Origin of the sequence: Streptomyces sp. NPDC097107, assembly GCF_044762405.1 — a bacterium.
Lineage (GTDB): Bacteria > Actinomycetota > Actinomycetes > Streptomycetales > Streptomycetaceae > Streptomyces > Streptomyces thinghirensis.
Window position 1 is genome coordinate 123246 of the sequence record NZ_JBIWEF010000015.1, and the last position, 17154, is coordinate 140399.

Annotated in this window: 15 protein-coding genes, 2 pseudogenes and 1 riboswitch; of the genes and pseudogenes, 10 read left to right on the forward strand and 7 right to left on the reverse strand. The window is 69.8% G+C overall.

The genetic code is table 11. The features are described 5' to 3' along the window. Positions 1 to 36: 36 nt before the first annotated feature. From ACIQ1J_RS30530 to ACIQ1J_RS30545, 4 genes are all read right to left on the reverse strand, one after another. Positions 37 to 1044 carry an ABC transporter permease gene (locus ACIQ1J_RS30530; RefSeq protein WP_210960209.1) on the reverse strand — a complete coding sequence of 336 codons (1008 nt, stop codon included), beginning with the start codon at positions 1042 to 1044 and terminating at the stop codon, positions 37 to 39. A gap of 314 nt (positions 1045 to 1358) precedes the next feature. Continuing rightward, positions 1359 to 2156, reverse strand: coding sequence for an enhanced serine sensitivity protein SseB C-terminal domain-containing protein (locus ACIQ1J_RS30535; RefSeq protein ID WP_403561858.1), 798 nt, complete (start codon positions 2154 to 2156; stop codon positions 1359 to 1361). A gap of 282 nt (positions 2157 to 2438) precedes the next feature. After that, positions 2439 to 3206, reverse strand: a complete 768-nt coding sequence (locus tag ACIQ1J_RS30540) for an enhanced serine sensitivity protein SseB (protein WP_403561860.1) — start codon at positions 3204 to 3206, stop codon at positions 2439 to 2441. A gap of 78 nt (positions 3207 to 3284) precedes the next feature. Beyond that, positions 3285 to 3953 carry an AAA family ATPase gene (locus ACIQ1J_RS30545; RefSeq protein ID WP_403561862.1) on the reverse strand — a complete coding sequence of 223 codons (669 nt, stop codon included), beginning with the start codon at positions 3951 to 3953 and terminating at the stop codon, positions 3285 to 3287. Between the two features lie 179 nt (positions 3954 to 4132). Next, positions 4133 to 4226: riboswitch (glycine riboswitch) on the forward strand. A 157-nt stretch (positions 4227 to 4383) separates the two neighbouring features. Between ACIQ1J_RS30545 and gcvT the strand changes: the two genes are divergently transcribed. From gcvT to ACIQ1J_RS30570, 5 genes are all read left to right on the forward strand, one after another. Then, a complete protein-coding gene (gene gcvT / locus ACIQ1J_RS30550; RefSeq protein ID WP_403561864.1) occupies positions 4384 to 5517 on the forward strand; it encodes a glycine cleavage system aminomethyltransferase GcvT in 1134 nt (377 codons plus the stop codon). Between the two features lie 136 nt (positions 5518 to 5653). After that, complete coding sequence (gene gcvH, locus ACIQ1J_RS30555; RefSeq protein ID WP_121749291.1) at positions 5654 to 6031, forward strand: glycine cleavage system protein GcvH; 378 nt, start codon at positions 5654 to 5656, stop codon at positions 6029 to 6031. A gap of 14 nt (positions 6032 to 6045) precedes the next feature. Then, positions 6046 to 7308, forward strand: coding sequence for a serine hydroxymethyltransferase (gene glyA / locus ACIQ1J_RS30560; protein WP_403561866.1), 1263 nt, complete (start codon positions 6046 to 6048; stop codon positions 7306 to 7308). Between the two features lie 98 nt (positions 7309 to 7406). Beyond that, the gene (locus ACIQ1J_RS30565) at positions 7407 to 8774 is read left to right on the forward strand and encodes an L-serine ammonia-lyase (RefSeq protein ID WP_403561868.1); all 1368 of its coding nucleotides are present in this window, start codon (positions 7407 to 7409) and stop codon (positions 8772 to 8774) included. 292 nt (positions 8775 to 9066) lie between these two features. Further along, on the forward strand, positions 9067 to 9600 hold the full coding sequence (locus ACIQ1J_RS30570) for a hypothetical protein (RefSeq protein ID WP_403561870.1): 534 nt from the start codon (positions 9067 to 9069) through the stop codon (positions 9598 to 9600). 329 nt (positions 9601 to 9929) lie between these two features. On the opposite strand, the gene ACIQ1J_RS30575 is transcribed toward ACIQ1J_RS30570, so the two are convergent. Continuing rightward, positions 9930 to 10121, reverse strand: a complete 192-nt coding sequence (locus ACIQ1J_RS30575; protein ID WP_215168162.1) for a hypothetical protein — start codon at positions 10119 to 10121, stop codon at positions 9930 to 9932. Positions 10122 to 10344: 223 nt separating this feature from the next. Here ACIQ1J_RS30575 and ACIQ1J_RS30580 point away from each other — a divergent pair, with 223 nt between their 5' ends. From ACIQ1J_RS30580 to ACIQ1J_RS30590, 3 genes are read left to right on the forward strand one after another with little or no spacing between them, the layout of a single operon-like run. After that, entirely contained in the window at positions 10345 to 11433 is a 1089-nt protein-coding gene (locus ACIQ1J_RS30580; protein ID WP_403561872.1) for a hypothetical protein, read from the forward strand. A 7-nt stretch (positions 11434 to 11440) separates the two neighbouring features. After that, positions 11441 to 11842: a hypothetical protein gene (locus ACIQ1J_RS30585; RefSeq protein WP_403561874.1), complete on the forward strand. Its 402-nt coding sequence runs from the start codon at positions 11441 to 11443 to the stop codon at positions 11840 to 11842. Between the two features lie 4 nt (positions 11843 to 11846). Then, positions 11847 to 13037: a hypothetical protein gene (locus ACIQ1J_RS30590; RefSeq protein ID WP_403561876.1), complete on the forward strand. Its 1191-nt coding sequence runs from the start codon at positions 11847 to 11849 to the stop codon at positions 13035 to 13037. Positions 13038 to 13304: 267 nt separating this feature from the next. Here ACIQ1J_RS30590 and istB read toward each other — a convergent pair whose 3' ends face one another. Continuing rightward, positions 13305 to 14129, reverse strand: coding sequence for an IS21-like element helper ATPase IstB (gene istB, locus ACIQ1J_RS30595; RefSeq protein WP_403561878.1), 825 nt, complete (start codon positions 14127 to 14129; stop codon positions 13305 to 13307). After that, positions 14129 to 15383 (reverse strand): annotated as a pseudogene (gene istA, locus ACIQ1J_RS30600) (IS21 family transposase). Before istA ends, istB begins: the two are co-directional and overlap by 1 nt. Before the next feature lie 282 nt (positions 15384 to 15665). Here istA and ACIQ1J_RS30605 point away from each other — a divergent pair. Both ACIQ1J_RS30605 and ACIQ1J_RS30610 read left to right on the forward strand, forming a co-directional pair. Beyond that, positions 15666 to 16661 (forward strand): annotated as a pseudogene (locus ACIQ1J_RS30605) (SCO6880 family protein); the annotation flags it as partial. A 25-nt stretch (positions 16662 to 16686) separates the two neighbouring features. Beyond that, positions 16687 to 17139, forward strand: coding sequence for a DUF6238 family protein (locus ACIQ1J_RS30610; RefSeq protein WP_403561880.1), 453 nt, complete (start codon positions 16687 to 16689; stop codon positions 17137 to 17139). Positions 17140 to 17154 lie beyond the last annotated feature (15 nt).

Sequence of the window (17154 nt, forward strand, 5' to 3'; positions counted from 1 at the left end):
GTGCAGGTGCCACGGGTCGCTTGCCGGTACGGCAGGTCAGCGGGAGCCCTTCGGGTCCAGCGCGTCGCGCACGCCGTCCCCGAAGAGGTTGAAGGCAAGAACGGTGATGAAGATCGCCACACCCGGGATCACCATGTACATGGGATCCGACTTGTAGTAGTCGATCGCGCTCGAAAGCATCTGTCCCCAGGACGAGGTGGGCGGCTTGACGCCCACGCCCAGGAAGCTGAGTGCCGCCTCGGTCAGGATGTTGGTGGGGATCATCATCGTGGTGTAGACGATGATCGGCGCCACCAGGTTGGGCAGCAGTTCCTTGAACAGGATGTAGAACCGTCCGGCTCCCAGGGACCGGGCCGCCTCGACGTACTCCCGTTCACGCATCGAGAGTGTCTGGCCGCGGACCACGCGACCGATGTAGGGCCAGCCGAAGAAGCCGATGACCAGGATCATCATGAGCAGACGCACGCCCGTGCCGCTCAGCCCCAGCATGTCGTCGGGCATGACGGAGACCAGCGCGATGATGAACAGCAGCTGCGGGAAGGCCAGCAGACCGTCCATGACCCGGCTGATGAGGGCGTCGACCCAGCCGCCGAAGAAGCCGGCCAGGACACCCAGAACGGTGCCGATGACCACGGCGACGAGCGCGGACAGGAAGCCCACGAGCAGCGAGATCCGGGCGCCGTGGACGATACGGGCGAAGACGTCGCGGCCGTTGACCGGCTCGACACCGAGCCAGTGCTCGCCGCTGATGCCGCCCAGCGACCCCGTGGGGGTGCCGAACAGCGGGTCGATCGCATCCTCGTTGAACGAGTTGGGATCCTGCCCGTAGAGGGAGGTGATCGCCGGCGCGAGCACCGCGATCACGATGAGAACGAGCACCACGATGCCGCCCGTCAGGGCCAGCTTGTCCCGTTTCAGTCGCTCCCAGGCGATCCGGCCCAGGGAACGCCCCTGTACCGCCTTGGCGTCGGCGCCGGCAACCGCCGCTTCCTCGGCCGCACTCGGGGCCGCTTCCGCGGTCGGCTCGTGCAATGGTGCCGTCATCTGGCAGGGACCCCTCTCAACCGGCGGTAGCCGGCCCGCACTTGCCGCTGTAGCGGCGTGATCAGTCCGTCGTACACAGGGGCGAACAGCCACCCCTTGTTGCGGGAGTCTTCAACGCTTTGGCGATCAGTAGCCAGACTTGACGGGGAATGGATGCGCAACCGTGATGCTGTTTGAGGTGTTCCGTTATCCGGACACTGGGTAACGAGGGCCGGACGCGGACGAGTTGGGACATCGCGGACAGGGCGGTGTCTTACGCCCTCGTCTACGCGCGAAGATGTCCGCCCACGGTGGCGGGACGGGCCCTGCGACGGTCAGTACCGGCCCCCGGCCGGAGGGTATCCGTACCCGCCCGCGGGCGCCTGGGCCGGGGCGGCCACATGGGCCTCGCGGTCGTAGAAGGGGCGGGCGTGGGCGCGCAGCCACATGGCGACCGGGTCGTGGGTGTCGGTCATCGCCACCGTCGACACCGGCAGCCCGTCCGGCACCGCGCCGACGGACTGCTGCATCATCCCGCGCACCGCGTCGACGGCCGGCGGCGAGGTGTCGTACACGTCGAGACCGATGGCGAGATAGGGCGCGCCCAGCGCCGGCTGCACCCAGGCGCGGCGAAGCGCGCGGACCGCCGGGGTACGGTGTGCGTTCTGCGCGAGCAGGGCGTAGAACTGCGGGACCTCGATGGCCGGTTCGGACAGGCGCAGCGGTCCGGCGGGCTGCCGGTCCAGGCCGGAGGCGATGCGGCGCAGATCCAGCCAGGGGATACCGACGCCGCCGCCGGGGGCGTGCGGGTTGAGCCAGAGACCGTAGTGGTCCGGGTAGAGGGCGCGGGCCACCTCCAGGCCGTCGACCACCTCGTACGACCGGTTCCAGCCGCTGGCCGACAGCTCCTGGGCGGAGGTGACGCAGGGCGCGTAGCCGAAGCCTTCGACCTCCATGTTTCCGTACTGGGCGTCCGGGGAGCCGGCCTGGCCGTGCCAGAGCAGCATCCAGACCTGGCCGGAGGTGGGGGTGGCGAGGGCACGCAGCAGGGCCTCGTAGGCGTCGTAGCGCCCGGGCGTCACCTGGCGCAGCATGTGCTCGACCTGTCCGGTCGCGGTGCCGCTGGCGCTCACGTGTATCGCCCCTTCGAGAAGTTCCCGGTTAGGGAACCAGCTTAAGGCTCCGCCGGGTGGGGGGCGCCTATGAGCTCGGGGGGCGGTGTCCGTGGGCGGGTGCGGGTTCGCCGTGGCTTCGGGTGCGGGTTCGCCGTGGCTTCGGGTGCGGGTTCGCCGTGGCTTCGGGTGCGGGTTCGCCGTGGCTTCGGGTGCGGGTTCGCCGTGGCTTGCCGCGCCCGCGCGGCGGAGCCGCGGATGTCATGGCCCCGCGCCCCTTACCGGCGCTGGCCGCACCGGCGTTCACAGGTTCCGGTCGTAGAACGGGCGGACGTTCGCCCGCATCCAGTCGCAGACCGGGTCCTGGGCTGCTTCCAGGAGGACCAGGTTGACCTGGGTCTTCAGGGGGGCCTTGGTCAAGGCACGGCCCAGGGCGTCCAGGGGAAGGGCGCGGGCGTCGTCCTCCCAGTGGGTGAGTTCGACGCCGACGAACATGACGGGGTCGGCCGTCTCGACGGCGGCCAGGCAGCGGCGGGCGGTGCGCACGACGCCGACGGCGGCGAACTCGGCGGAGGCCGCGGCCAGGAAGTCCACCGGGTCGTCCTGCCAGTCCGGCTCGAAGAGGCGGACCCGGCCGCCGGACGCGGGTCCGTCCAGCGGGGTGCGGCCGGCCCGGCACAGCTCGGCCACGGCCGGCGGCGGCAGCGGGATGCCGACCATGCCGTCCGGATTCACGGCGATGCCGACCTGCGGGGGCAGGCCGCGGGCGAACTCCGCGGCGGGGGCGATGGTGTGCGCCATCTGCGCGCCGGCGGCCTGGCGGAGCTGCTCCTCCGAGCTGAACACCGGCACGTAGGCCTGGCCCTCGATCTCCAGCGAGGGGAGGTCGAGGGGGCCGCTGTTCGGGCCGCCCCCGTTCGGCAGGGGTATCCACAGGAAGCTGCGGCCGAGCACCTCCACGATCCGGCCGCCGGCGCCCGGCACGCCGAGGGAGGCGGACAGCACCTCCTCCAGCTCGTTGCCGGGCCACCCGCCGTGCGGGTGGGGGTGCGCCTGTGCCGGGAAGTCCATCTGCCTGCCTACCGCCTGCCTGTACCGCTGCTGTGGCTGAAAAGGCTAACCCGTTCGGCCCCGCCGCCCTACGGTGCGTCACCCCGTGAACCCGATTCGGCGGAGGGTGTCGGCCGCCGCCCGGTCCAGGAGGATCGCCGAGGTGCAGCCGGCGGGCAGGGTGCCCTCGGTCACCGCGCGCAGCAGGCGGGTGCTGGCCGTGCGGTGGCGCAGGAACGCGTACCGCGACACGCCCCGGCCGCGCTCGCGCTGCCCGGCCAGGGCCTCACCGGCGTCGACGTCGAGCAGCAGCAGGTGCAGGGTGCCGTCACGGCGGCGGGCCTCGCGGGCCAGCCAGCCGCGCACCCAGGCCTGGGTGCCGCAGTCGTGCACGACGACGCCCTCGCCGGAGCGCAGCGCCCTGCGCAGTCCGGCGTAGTGGGCGAGGCGGACGAGGGGGCGGTAGAGCCCGTACGGCAGGAAGCGCGGCATGCGGCGGTCCCAGCGGTCGCGGGTGTCCTGGGAGTCGATGCGCGGTCCGCGCACGGTGCGCTCCATCAGCGTGGACTTGCCGCTGCCGGGCAGGCCGGTGATCACCACGAGGTCCCGGGGCCCGAAGAGCAGGGCGTGCGGGCTGCGGCCGTCCCGGTCCCGCAGGTCGCGGACGACGGGTGCGGGCAGTTCGGCGCACGCCTCCGGTGCCGGGGCGACGGGCTGCTTGGGCAGCGCGAGACCCGAGTTCGTGGCGTACGCCGTGGTCCTGTTCACCGTGATCGTCCTCCCCTGGGGCGGTTCACGAGTCACCATCCCCGTCGAGTGTAAAGAGAAGGTAATGCGCAGGTCTCGCGTTTTCGTGCGCTTACTGCCACAGGCCGGTTACAGATCACGGTCTGCCATGGATCGGCCGGGCGTGCAATGATGGCGGCGCCAACTGCATACCGGCCGTTTGAATCCGCGCGGGAGAGTCCCCGGCCGCGCCGGGGCGCCGAAGGAGCAAGTCCCTCCCTTGAATCTCTCAGGCACCGTTACCGCGCGGGCGAGGCACATCTGAAAAGCGGGCCGCCCCTCGACGGGCTGCCCCACCCAAGGTGCAAGTCCTGGTCGCCGTACTCCGGTGGTCGTGGCGAACCTCTCAGGTTTCGATGACAGATGGGGAGGATCGACCTCGCCACGTCCTGTCCTGGGAGACGACCGACCGATGAGCAGTACAGAACTCCGCCGTACCGCGCTCGATGCCACGCATCGCGCGCTGGGCGCGACGATGACCGACTTCGCCGGCTGGGACATGCCCCTGCGCTACGGCTCCGAGCGCGACGAGCACGTCGCGGTGCGCACCCGGGCCGGGCTCTTCGACCTCTCGCACATGGGTGAGATCACGGTCACCGGTGCACAGGCCGCCGAGCTGCTGAACTTCGCGCTGGTCGGCAACATCGGCAGCGTGAAGCCGGGCCGCGCCCGCTACACCATGATCTGCCGCGAGGACGGCGGCATCCTGGACGACCTGATCGTCTACCGGCTGGGCGAGACCGAGGCCGCCTCTTCTCACTACATGGTGGTCGCCAACGCCTCCAACGCCCAGGTGGTGCTGGACGCGCTGACCGAGCGGGCCGCCGGCTTCGACGCCGAGGTGCGCGACGACCGCGACGCCTACGCGCTGCTCGCCGTTCAGGGCCCCAGGTCCCCGGGCATCCTCGCGTCGCTCACCGACGCCGACCTGGACGGCCTGAAGTACTACGCCGGGCTGCCCGGCACGGTCGCGGGCGTCCCGGCGCTCATCGCGCGCACCGGCTACACCGGCGAGGACGGCTTCGAGCTGTTCGTGCGGCCGGAGCACGCCGTGGAGCTGTGGCAGGCGCTGACCAAGGCGGGCGAGGGCGCCGGGCTGGCCCCGTGCGGTCTGTCCTGCCGGGACACGCTCCGCCTGGAGGCGGGCATGCCGCTGTACGGGCACGAGCTGACGACCGCGCTGACGCCCTTCGACGCCGGGCTCGGCCGGGTGGTGAAGTTCGAGAAGGAGGGCGACTTCGTCGGGCGTGCCGCGCTGACCGAGGCCGCTTCCCGGGCCGAGCAGAACCCGCCCCGCGTCCTGGTCGGTCTGGTCGCCGAGGGCCGCCGGGTCCCGCGCGCCGGGTACCAGGTCGTCGCCGGTAGCGAGGTCGTCGGCGAGGTCACCTCCGGCGCGCCGTCCCCGACGCTGGGCAAGCCGATCGCCATGGCGTACGTCGACCCCGCGCACGCGGCGCCGGGCACCTCGGGTGTCGGCGTGGACATCCGGGGCAGCCACGAACCGTACGAGGTCGTGGCGCTGCCGTTCTACAAGCGCCAGAAGTAGACACTGCACACTGGCACCGGGCGGCGGGGCCCTGTAGTCCCGCGCGCGTCCTCGCTGCTCACCAGCGGTGTCAGCAGTTCCCCTCATCAGCAGCCCCCTTCACCCGCACTCCCTCGCGTACAGGAGAATTTAGGCCATGAGCAACCCCCAGCAGCTGCGCTACAGCAAGGAGCACGAGTGGCTGTCGGGCGCCGAGGACGGCGCCTCGACGGTCGGCATCACGGAGCACGCGGCCAACGCGCTCGGTGACGTGGTCTTCGTCCAGCTCCCCGAGGTCGGCGACTCGGTGACCGCGGGCGAGACCTGCGGCGAACTGGAGTCCACCAAGTCGGTCTCCGACCTGTACTCCCCCGTCTCCGGTGAGATCACCGAGGTCAACGAGGACGTCGTCAACGACCCGTCGCTGGTGAACTCCGCGCCCTTCGAGGGCGGCTGGCTGTTCAAGGTGCGCGTCACGGACGAGCCGGCCGACCTGCTCTCCGCCGACGAGTACACCGCCTTCACCGCCGGCTGAGGAGTCACGACCGCATGTCGCTTCTGAACACACCCCTGCACGAGCTCGACCCCGACGTCGCCGCCGCCGTCGACGCCGAGCTGGACCGCCAGCAGTCCACCCTGGAAATGATCGCCTCCGAGAACTTCGCGCCCGTCGCGGTCATGGAGGCCCAGGGCTCGGTCCTCACCAACAAGTACGCCGAGGGCTACCCCGGCCGCCGCTACTACGGCGGCTGCGAGCACGTCGACGTGGTCGAGCAGATCGCCATCGACCGGGTCAAGGCGCTCTTCGGCGCCGAGCACGCCAACGTGCAGCCGCACTCGGGCGCCCAGGCCAACGCGGCCGCGATGTTCGCGCTGCTCAAGCCCGGCGACACGATCATGGGTCTGAATCTCGCCCACGGCGGGCACCTGACCCACGGCATGAAGATCAACTTCTCCGGCAAGCTCTACAACGTCGTCCCCTACCACGTGGGCGAGGACGGCCAGGTCGACATGGCCGAGGTGGAGCGCCTCGCCAAGGAGACCCGGCCGAAGCTGATCGTGGCCGGCTGGTCGGCGTACCCGCGTCAGCTGGACTTCGCCGCGTTCCGCAAGGTCGCGGACGAGGTCGGCGCGTACCTGATGGTCGACATGGCGCACTTCGCCGGTCTGGTCGCCGCGGGCCTGCACCCGAACCCGGTCCCGCACGCCCACGTGGTGACCACCACGACCCACAAGACCCTCGGCGGCCCCCGCGGTGGTGTGATCCTCTCCACGGCCGAACTCGCCAAGAAGATCAACTCCGCCGTCTTCCCCGGTCAGCAGGGTGGGCCGCTGGAGCACGTGGTGGCCGCCAAGGCCGTCGCCTTCAAGGTCGCCGCGAGCGAGGACTTCAAGGAGCGCCAGGGCCGTACGCTGGAGGGTGCCCGCATCCTGGCCGAGCGCCTGGTGCGGGACGACGCGAAGGCGGCGGGCGTCTCCGTCCTGACCGGCGGCACGGACGTCCACCTGGTCCTGGTGGACCTGCGCGACTCCGAGCTGGACGGACAGCAGGCCGAGGACCGCCTCCACGAGGTCGGCATCACGGTCAACCGCAACGCCGTCCCGAACGACCCGCGTCCGCCGATGGTGACCTCCGGTCTGCGCATCGGTACGCCGGCCCTGGCGACCCGAGGCTTCACGGCCGAGGACTTCGCCGAGGTCGCGGACGTGATCGCCGAGGCGCTGAAGCCGTCCTACGACGCGGAGGCCCTCAAGGCCCGGGTGAAGACCCTGGCCGACAAGCACCCGCTGTACCCGGGTCTGAACAAGTAGCACCCCGCATGTTCGGGGGCGCCGTGCCGGTCACGAGCGGGCACGGCGCCCCACCCCGAAGCACCACCTCTGCACCACCCCCGTTCTGAGGAGTCCCCGTGGCCATCTCGGTCTTCGACCTGTTCTCGATCGGCATCGGCCCGTCGAGCTCGCACACGGTCGGCCCGATGCGCGCGGCCCGCATGTTCGCCCGCCGTCTGCGCAACGAGGAGCTGCTCGGCTCCGTCGCCTCGGTCCGCGCCGAGCTGTACGGCTCGCTCGGCGCCACCGGTCACGGCCACGGCACGCCCAAGGCGGTGCTGCTCGGCCTGGAGGGCGACTCACCGCGCACGGTGGACGTGGAGACGGCGGACGAGCGCGTCGAGACGATCAAGTCCTCGGGCCGCATCCGCCTTCTCGGCGAGCACGAGATCGCCTTCGCCTACGACGACGACATGGTCCTGCACCGCCGCAAGGCCCTCCCCTACCACGCCAACGGCATGACCCTGTGGGCGTACGACGCGGCCGGCGCGGAAGTGCTCTCCAAGACGTACTACTCGGTCGGCGGCGGCTTCGTCGTCGACGAGGACGCGATGGGCGCGGACCGCATCGTGCTCGACGACACGGTGCTGAAGTACCCCTTCCGCACCGGCGACGAGCTGCTGCGCCTGTCCCGGGAGACGGGCCTGTCCATCTCCGCCCTGATGCTGGAGAACGAGCGGTCCTGGCGCGACGAGGACGAGATCCGCGAGGGCCTGCTGGAGATCTGGCGTGTGATGCAGGCGTGCGTCGACCGCGGCATGTCCCGCGAGGGCATCCTGCCGGGCGGCCTCAAGGTCCGCCGCCGCGCCGCCAACACCGCGCGCAAGCTGCGCTCGGAGGGCGACCCGCAGGCCCTGTCCATGGAGTGGATCACCCTCTACGCCATGGCCGTGAACGAGGAGAACGCGGCCGGTGGGCGGGTCGTCACCGCCCCGACGAATGGCGCGGCGGGCATCATCCCGGCGGTCCTGCACTACTACATGAACTTCGTGCCCGGCGCCGACGAGGAGGGCGTGGTCCGTTTCCTCCTTGCCGCGGGTGCGATCGGCATGCTCTTCAAGGAGAACGCCTCCATCTCCGGCGCCGAGGTCGGCTGCCAGGGCGAGGTCGGCTCGGCCTGCTCCATGGCGGCCGGCGCGCTCGCCGAGGTGCTGGGCGGCTCCCCGGAGCAGGTGGAGAACGCCGCCGAGATCGGCATGGAGCACAATCTCGGCCTGACCTGCGACCCGGTCGGCGGCCTCGTCCAGATCCCGTGCATCGAGCGCAACGGCATGGCCGCGGTCAAGGCGGTCACGGCGGCGCGGATGGCGATGCGGGGCGACGGGTCCCACAAGGTGTCCCTCGACAAGGTCATCAAGACCATGAAGGACACCGGCGCGGACATGTCGGTGAAGTACAAGGAGACGGCGCGCGGCGGGCTCGCGGTGAACATCATCGAGTGCTGAGGATTTAAGCCCTGACCAGCGCGTTTATATCTTTCAGCGCTGTCAGGGCCTTCCCTGCTTGCACGGCGGAAAGTCCCTGGATCGGCCCTGGGACAGACGCGAAAGTCCCTGAAAAGTCCCTGGGATATCCCTGCGCAAGCAGCCTTCCGGGGCCCGGGACCAGGGCCCCAATCCCTCGAAGGGACCGGCGAAGCCACCATTCGGCATAACGTTCAAGGCCCTCTCCTTCGCTCCACGCAGCGGGGGAGACGAACGCGGGACGTAAGCTGACGTGATCAGTCAGAGGGGGATCATGGAAGCGCCGAACGTCATCGGAGACTGGCAGGACTATCAGTCCGATGAGTGGGCCGGCCTGCGTGTACGGGTGCACACCCTCACGAGGGGAGTGCCTCCGCAGGGTCGTAGGGACGAGGCGAAGGGGCTGACGTACATCTCGTTCCAGGTGACGTTCGAGAACCACCGTTCCACACATCTCTCCATCGTTTTGTGCGACCATCCCCGCCACATTGACGTCCGTGTGGGACGAGACGGCCACGGCGCCTTCGTGGATGAGTACGGCTCCAGCGACATCCGAGGCTTCAACCTCTACCCGCAACGGCGGGCGACGGCCACCGTCTACGCCACCGCACCCCCCACGCAGTTGCGGCAACTGGACATCCAAATCAGTCCAGAGATCGACGGTGAGCAAGCGTTCGGATACGTCTGGGTCGGCGGACTTGGCATCCACGAGGGCTCAACGGGAAGGAACTCTCGCGCGTCAGCGGCTGATTCCGGCATGGCCCGCGAGGTGGAACGTTTCCTGGAGGAGACGGCTCCCGGTTCCTGAAACCACCATGTGCGACCGGGGGCGCCTGCAGCTCTGACCCTAACCGGGCCAGCACTGTCTTCAGGTTTCGAACCCGAGACCTACGCATGACGAGCACGCTAGTGATCGTGCCGGGCTGTGTCGGCTGGTGTTGCCGAGTACCGTTTTGCCTGATCAGACCACCGGTGCAGGTCCGGCGGGTGCCGGTCCGTGTTGCACTGTCCAAAGGCGTCCCCGCTCCCCGTGCGCTCCCCTGGTGGCTGCTCGTGACCGGCTATGTCCGGTCAGCGACTGGCCCGTGGCTCCGGAACGGTCCTTGTCGCCATCCCACAGACACCTGGCCGGGGAGGTCACAGGGTCCTGGAGAGGGGGAAGTGGCAGTCGAGGATCTTGCGGGCTTCCCGCCGACGGGCGCGGCGGGGGTGGAGCAGGGCGACGCCGACGATGACGATGTAGACGGTGATCCAGATGCACAGGGCGGTGATCAGTGTCCAGGGCAGGGGTCCGGTCGCGGGGAGGAGGTCGGTGAGAGTGGTGAGCATGGTGGTCTCCTGGTCGTTTGCCGGGCCGTGTGCTCCGGCGGTTCCCCTAGATCACCAGGCCCCGTGCGCCTCGCCTGGATGAAGGTGGGAGGGCTCTATGTCCAAAACTGCGTCCCGCTTCCGGCGGTGTGGGTAGGTTCGCGGCATGTCTTCTACGAATGATCCGGTTTCCGCTGATCAGCAGCTCATCGACCAAGCTCTTCGGCACGATTTGGTGGTGTCGGTGAAGCAGCTTGCGCTGTGGCGGCGGGCGGGTTTGTTGCAGGGGCACACGGTGCGGGCGCTGGGCCGGGGGCGCGGGAGTACGTCGGTTCCGAATGATGAGGCGTTCGGCCTGGTCGTGGCGCTCGCCCGGCTGGCACGGAGGGGTGCCCGGCCCTCGCATCTGGCGCTGGCGCTGTTCGGCGAGGGGCATCCAGTGCCGGAGGCGGCCGTACGAAATGCCTTCAAGAAGGCCGTGCGGGGGCACGGGACCGGCCTCGGCGAGGAGGATCCGGAGACCGGGGAGGACGAGGAAGAGTGGGCGGAGCGTGTCGCCGACGAGGTGGTCGCCTCCGGGCAGCGGGTCCGGCTGATTCCCGCGCGGGCGCGGCGGATCGACGAGGGCATCGCCCGGTACATGCGTGACCGTGGGGTGGTGTGGCCTCCCCCGGAGCTGGCCGGCCTGGACCGGAACCCGGAGCCGTCGAGTCCGTCCGGTGGGGAGGTGACGGCCGCGGCGGTGACCACGGTGCTGCGCGGGGGTGCTTCCGTCACGCCGCAGGGGATCGGTGATGTGCTGCGGGCCATGCAGCCGGCGGGGTGGGGTAACCCCGGGGCGTCCCTGGCCGAGTACACAGTCGAGGACGTTCCGGATGCCTCCCAGGAGGTGTTCCTCCCCGACGGCGGGATGAGTACCGTCCCCGACGGGCCTGTTCTCGACACCCTGGTCGGTCTGGCGGTGACAGCGAACCTGAACGATCTGCGGGGCGCCTGGGCGGCGAGCGGGGCGACCCGGGAGTGGGCGCTGGACCTGTGCGGCCGGGTCGAGACGGAGCTGGCGGCCAACGAGCTGGGCAATGCGGCCTTCGAGTGGCTGATGGGCAGGACCTTCGTGTCGGGGATGGTACTGATGGCCGAGGTGGGCGATCAGCACTGGTCCCCGTCGGACCGGGCGAGGGACTCCCTGATGCTGCTGCTGATGCGGCAGGCGCTCCGCGATCTCGACGAGAAGGTGCCGGGCTGCCAGTGGGAGCTGCTCGAGTCCCCCGGGATCATGCCGGGCTCGCTGGTGCCTTTCCTCCGGCCGCAGCACGTCTCAGAGATCCGGTAGGACGATCATGGACCAGGGCACTCGTGAGACCGTGGTGGTAGCTGTGGCCGAGATGGCGGTGCTGCGTGCTCTGCAAGTCGCTGGCCGCCGGCTGCTCGCGCGGCGGAGCCGGGCGGTACGGGGCTCTCTGCAGGCCGTCCCTCCGTGGGAGCTGCATGTCCATGTGCCGGTTGGCGATACCGATCTGGATCTTCTCCTGCGGGACGCGTGGGTCATCCCTGAAGCCGTCGGCCTGCCCTCGATGATGATCGAGAGACTGGATCAGCATGTTCGGATTCTGCTCGCTGCCGGGCTCGGGTACCGCCGGGGCGACTTGATCAAGACGGTGTCTCGTCTTCCGCTGCAACAGTTTGAACTGCCCTGGAACGCGCACGCTGGGACGGATGAGACTCATGCCCCGGGCGGGTGATCCCGTGGAGCTGAGGACGGCAAGCGTCCTCTGGCATTGCACCGGTGAGACCGTCGAACCGTATGACCATTGCCCTCGGTGTGATGACTTCCATGATGTACGGGCTGATCGCAACGGCCGCTACGACTTCATGTGCGGCAGTGACCGGGCGGTCGAGGTCACACTGGTGACCAGCAGCGTGGCCCAGCAGAACCTGAGCGCCTGGGAGCCGTACCTCACCCAGCGGGCGGTACCCGAGCTGGATCTGGGCTGGCATGTGGTGTTCGCGAGCACGGCGAAGGCGACCTACGGAGGCCGCAAGGAGAACCCCCGATTCAAGGACGCCCTGACCGTCATCACCCCGGCCCTGGCCGAGCTGGAGCGGCGGGGCGTGTCCCGCTTCGGCCCCGGCACGGCCTGTATCGAGCAGCCACTCCACGAAGAGGCGTGCCCGTACGGCACCCTGGGCACCGCTGGGGTGACCTTCGGTTGTTCCATGCGCAGCGAGACAGGTGCCGGCTACATCAGCGCCGGGTTGCTGACGGGGTACGACCAGATGCCGGCTTTCAACCCGGACCACTGGGCCAAGAAGGCTGGGAAGAACCGCCGCCAGGGGAAGCCTCCGCCGCCTTCTCCGGTCCCGGAACCTCCTCAGATGGGCCCGGTGCTGCGGTCGTTCGATCCGGGCTTCATCGCTTTGCTGGAGGGGCGCCGGGCCGAGGACGAACGGAAGTGGTCCGAGACGATGCGAGCCCTGTTTCCCGGTCGCTACACCGATGCCGAGCTGTCCGAACTGGCCCACCGGGAGGTTAGTGAGCGGATCGCATGCGCACGATCCTTGACCTGGCGGACCGCGCTTCCGGCGAAGCCGCCGCCCATCGCCGACGCCGATGGTGGAACGGAGCTGGTGGAGCTTCTGGAGGTCGAGTTCGAGCTGCACGAGGACCTGGCCCTGAAGCTCAACGCGGCTTCTGACCGGCCGTGCCGAGAGGTGTTCTTCTGGCTCAGCTGGATGCGTTCCTCCGCATGGCACCGCCTTGCCGACCCAGGCCTGCTGCCCCAGCGATCTCCGAACGTACCGGCCGGCATCACTGGCCTCTGGGTCGGCTGTCTGCTGGATAGAACCCACATCCTGCACTGGGACCGCGACGCTGGCTGGACGCGCCACCCGCTCCCTGACCCGCTGCCCACCCTCGAATTCCCTGGCTGCCCCTGACCAGGAGTCGAATGGCTTGGCGGCGTTCACGCATGCGGCCAGCAGGGTGGCCGCACTATCAGTTTGCCGTGCACCGAGGATCCGAACCCATGCAGTTTTGCCAGATAGGTATCGAACCGACCTGGTACGAGCCGATTGGGACGGTTGGTGTTGCAACATCGACACCGCCCTACTCGGACTGATGTCTCCGGAATTGTCGGCGTCGGTTGAACCTGGACCCACTTTGGGCGGTTGAAATCTGACCCGGGTGTCTTCGGTTTGGTCGTTTCAGTCGTTGTCGGTGGTGGTGGGGACGCGTCCGAGTTCGCGTCCTCGCATGCGGAATGAGTCGCCTTTGAGGGAGTGGACCTCGGCGTGGTGGACGAGGCGGTCGATCATGGCGGCGGCGACGGTCTCGTCGCCGAAGACTTCTCCCCAGCGTCCGAAGGGTTTGTTGCTGGTGACGATCACGGACGAGCGTTCGTATCGGCTCGAGATGAGCTGGAAGAACAGGTTCGCCGCCTCGGCTTCGAAGGGGATGTAGCCGACCTCGTCCACCACGATCAGCGGGTAACGGCTCAGCTTGGTGAGCTCGGCCTGGAGACGTCCGGTGTGGTGGGCGGCGGCCAGGCGGTCGACCCACTCGGCGGCGGTGGCGAAGGCGACGCGGTGTCCGGCCTGGCAGGCGCGGACGGCGAGGCCGATCGCCAGGTGTGTCTTGCCGGTGCCCGGCGGTCCCAGGAAGACGGCGTTCTCCTTGCCGGCGATGAAGTCCAACGTGCCCAGATGTGCGAGCTGTTGTCGCGTCATGCCGCGCAGATGGGTGACGTCGAGTTCCTCGATCGTCTTGATCGCGGGGAAGTGGGCGGCGCGCACTCTCGCCTCGCCGCCGTGTGATTCGCGGGCGGAGACCTCGCGTTGGAGGCAGGCGACGAGGTATTCAGCGTGGGTCCAGGACTCCTTGCGGGCGCGTTCGGCGAGCCGGTCAGCGGCGTCCAGCAGGGCCGGTGCCTTCATCGCGCGGGCGAGGAAGGCGAGGTCGGCAGCGGTCTGGGAGCCGGTCCTGCGGCCCGCTGTGGTGCTTTCGGCCGGGGCGGTTGTGGTGCGGGGCATCAGCCGGCCTCCCTGTCGCCGCCGCCTTCGATGACGGTGAACAGCCGGTCGTAGGAGCCCAGTTCGCGTTGCTCGACTTCGACGAGCGGGCGGGAGGGATCCTGGGCTGTGGCCTGGCGGGCGGCCTGCTGATGGTGCAGCTGTCCGCGCATTGTCTTGCCCGCCTCCGCGTGGTCGGGATCGGTGATGGTCTGGTGGCGGGCCCAGCAGCGGGGGTGGCGGGCGACGATCACGCCGCCGGGCGCCAGCGCGATGACCTCGTCGTTGTCGGTGAGCACGGTGACGGTGCGGCCGATCGCGTCGGGGTGCACGGAGTAGTCGTTGGTGTCGACGCGGACGTAGTGGTCGCGGCCGATCCGGGTCTGCATCCACCACCAGGCGGGCGGGTCGACGGGCGGCAGGGTGAGCATCCCGGCCCGGTCGGCCTCCCACCGCTCGGTGGGACGGGTCTGCAGTGTGCGGTGGATGCGCCGGTTGGCGACGGCCAGCCAGGTGGTCAGCTGGGTGTTGAAGTCGCCGGGGCCGCTGAAGGTGCGGCCGGCAGGAAACTCGTCTCCAGGTAGCCATTGGCCCTCTCGACCAGCCCTTTCGCTTCTGGATCACGCGGACGGCAGAGGTGGATCTTCGTGGCGAGCACGCCCGCGAACGCGGCGAACTCCGCCGTGAGCCTGCCGCGGCCGACCCCGGCCTCGTTGTCCCAGACGAGCGTTTTGGGCACCGCACCCCAGGGGGACAGCAGCCGCCAGTGCCCGTCGATCAGGTCGCCGGTAGTGCGGGAGGGCAGCATCCGTGCGGCGATCACCCGCGAGTAGCCCGACACCATCACCAGCACCGGAGGACGCCCCGTCTGCCCATAGCCGAGCGGGATGTCCCCTCGGGAAACCACAGGTCGCACTGGGCCAGCTCGCCCGGCTGATAGGTCGTGCGGGAGACCGGATCGACGGGAACGTAGGCGGGCCGCAGTTCCCGCACCCGCTCCTTGAGGACCGTCATCCCGCGTTCCCATCCGATCCGCTCGGCGATCACCGTGGCCGGCATCGTCGGCGTCTCCCTGAGCAACTCGCGGATCTGTACCTCGACGGCGTCGACCACTGAGCCCTTGGCCGGACGCTCGTACTTCGGCGGCCGGTCGCTGGCCAATGCCCGCTTGACGGTGTTCTTCGAGATGCCCAGATGCCTCGCGATCGCCCGGACCGGCATCTGCTCGGCCCGGTGCAGTCTGCGAATCTCTGCCCAGTCCTCCACGCAGATCACCCTCTCCCTCCTGACCTCAGATCAAGATCAGGTTCAGGCGAAGATCACCAAGTGGGTCACTTTTGATCCGCCGTCAGAGGGTCAGGATTCGAGCGACGCCGAAAGGAATCACTTGCCAGCACCCCCTGGGGCGATCCACGAGCAGCACAGCACCTCCGCTGGACTGCCCCTTCTCGGTGCCGGAGCCGCAGTACGGCGCGCTCTCTGTCCGACGCAGGGCCGCCTAGCAGCCTGGACCCGGAGCCCGCGAGCGAGTGCGGCGTGATGCCGCATGCCGGACAGGGCACCCAGCAGGCCAACGTCAGCGGCTGGGGACGCGCGCTGGCGGCCCTCGCCCGTACCGGACAGATCGCCCGCATCCAGGTGATCGAGCGCACCATCCCCGACTCCGGCGGCGCGCTGCGCCGCTACTGGGAAGAGCACGGCCGACCCGACACCCCGATGGCCGGCGCGATCTACAACGAGCTGATCCAGAGCGCCGGCCCCGCAGCCGCCCCGCACGAGGCGTACGTCGCGGTGTCCCTGGACACCAAGGCGGCCCGTCGGCTGATCAACCAGGCCGGTGGCGGTCTCACCGGTGCCTTCAGTGTCCTCGCCCAGCTCACCTCCACGTTCGACCAGGCGGCGCGGACCGCCGGTCTCACCCCGACGGGCTGGCTCACCGCCCGCGAGATCGCCGCCGTGGTGCGTACCTCCTACGACCCGAAGGCGCTGGCGACACTCGATCGCTGGTCCACGGCCGGTCGCCCCCAGGCCGAGCCCGCCGCCGCCGGCCCCGTCGTGGTCGTCGAAAAGGCGGACCACATCGCCACCGACTCCGCCGTGCACGCCACCTACTGGGTAGAGAACTGGCCGCGCACCGAGACGTCGGCCGGGTTCCTGCACCAGCTCCTTTTCACCGGCGGCGTCCGGCGCACGCTGTCGCTCTCCTATGAGCCGAAGAACCTCGACGCCGCCCTGCGCGACGTGCAGCGCAAGAAGTCCAGCGTGATCGCCGACGCCGCCGAACGGGCCCGGCGCGGTCAGGTCGACTCCGAGGCGGACTCGATCGAGTACCAGGACATCAAGTCTCGCGAACGCCAGCTCATCGCCGGGCACGCCGACGTCGCCCTGACCGGTCTGCTGACCGTCTCAGCCGACACCGAGGACGAGCTGCGCACCGCCTGCGCCGTCGTGGAGACCGCCGCTGTCGGCGCCCAGCTCGATCTGAGGCCCCTGACCTGGCAGCAGGCCGAGGCATTCACCGCCGCCGCCCTGCCGCTCGCGCTCGCTGCCTGACCCTTCCCTTCGAAAGAGCACCCTCATGTCCCGCACCGCCAGCCCGACCGCGCAGGACTTCGTGCCCTTCGCCACCGCCGCGCTCGACTTCCACCGGGCACTCAACATCCCGGGCGGCCCGCTGGTCACCACCCGGGCCGAGCTGGACGCTCTGCACGCCCACCTCGTCTCGCTGTACGGGCTGCTCGACGCCCACGCCGGTCGCACCGGGCAGCTCGTAGCGGTCGAGGGCGACCAGCTCCGTACCGCCCGCACCCGCATCTGGCAGGCCGCCGAGCACCTCCACGCCGCCTACCACGCGGCACCCCGGCAGGACTCCGGCGAAGTCCCCGAACCGGAGGCGTGCCAGGCCGGCCTTCCAGAGGGCGCACCGGAACTGACCATCTGCCAGCGCCACCAGCGCACCGCGCATCTCGTGCGGCTGCGCACCACCCCGGCCGACCTGCACGCCCCGTTCACCGGCCTCGTCCGCCGCTGATCCACCCCTCACCTG

Coding starts and splice junctions, on each gene's coding strand:
- ACIQ1J_RS30530 (WP_210960209.1), bottom strand. CDS start 1,044: ATGACGGCACCATTGCACGAGCCGACCGCGGAAGCGGCCCCGAGTGCG.
- ACIQ1J_RS30540 (WP_403561860.1), bottom strand. CDS start 3,206: ATGGACTTCCCGGCACAGGCGCACCCCCACCCGCACGGCGGGTGGCCC.
- gcvT (WP_403561864.1), top strand. CDS start 4,384: ATGAGCAGTACAGAACTCCGCCGTACCGCGCTCGATGCCACGCATCGC.
- gcvH (WP_121749291.1), top strand. CDS start 5,654: ATGAGCAACCCCCAGCAGCTGCGCTACAGCAAGGAGCACGAGTGGCTG.
- glyA (WP_403561866.1), top strand. CDS start 6,046: ATGTCGCTTCTGAACACACCCCTGCACGAGCTCGACCCCGACGTCGCC.
- ACIQ1J_RS30570 (WP_403561870.1), top strand. CDS start 9,067: ATGGAAGCGCCGAACGTCATCGGAGACTGGCAGGACTATCAGTCCGAT.
- ACIQ1J_RS30575 (WP_215168162.1), bottom strand. CDS start 10,121: ATGCTCACCACTCTCACCGACCTCCTCCCCGCGACCGGACCCCTGCCC.
- ACIQ1J_RS30585 (WP_403561874.1), top strand. CDS start 11,441: ATGGACCAGGGCACTCGTGAGACCGTGGTGGTAGCTGTGGCCGAGATG.
- istB (WP_403561878.1), bottom strand. CDS start 14,129: ATGCCCCGCACCACAACCGCCCCGGCCGAAAGCACCACAGCGGGCCGC.
- ACIQ1J_RS30610 (WP_403561880.1), top strand. CDS start 16,687: ATGTCCCGCACCGCCAGCCCGACCGCGCAGGACTTCGTGCCCTTCGCC.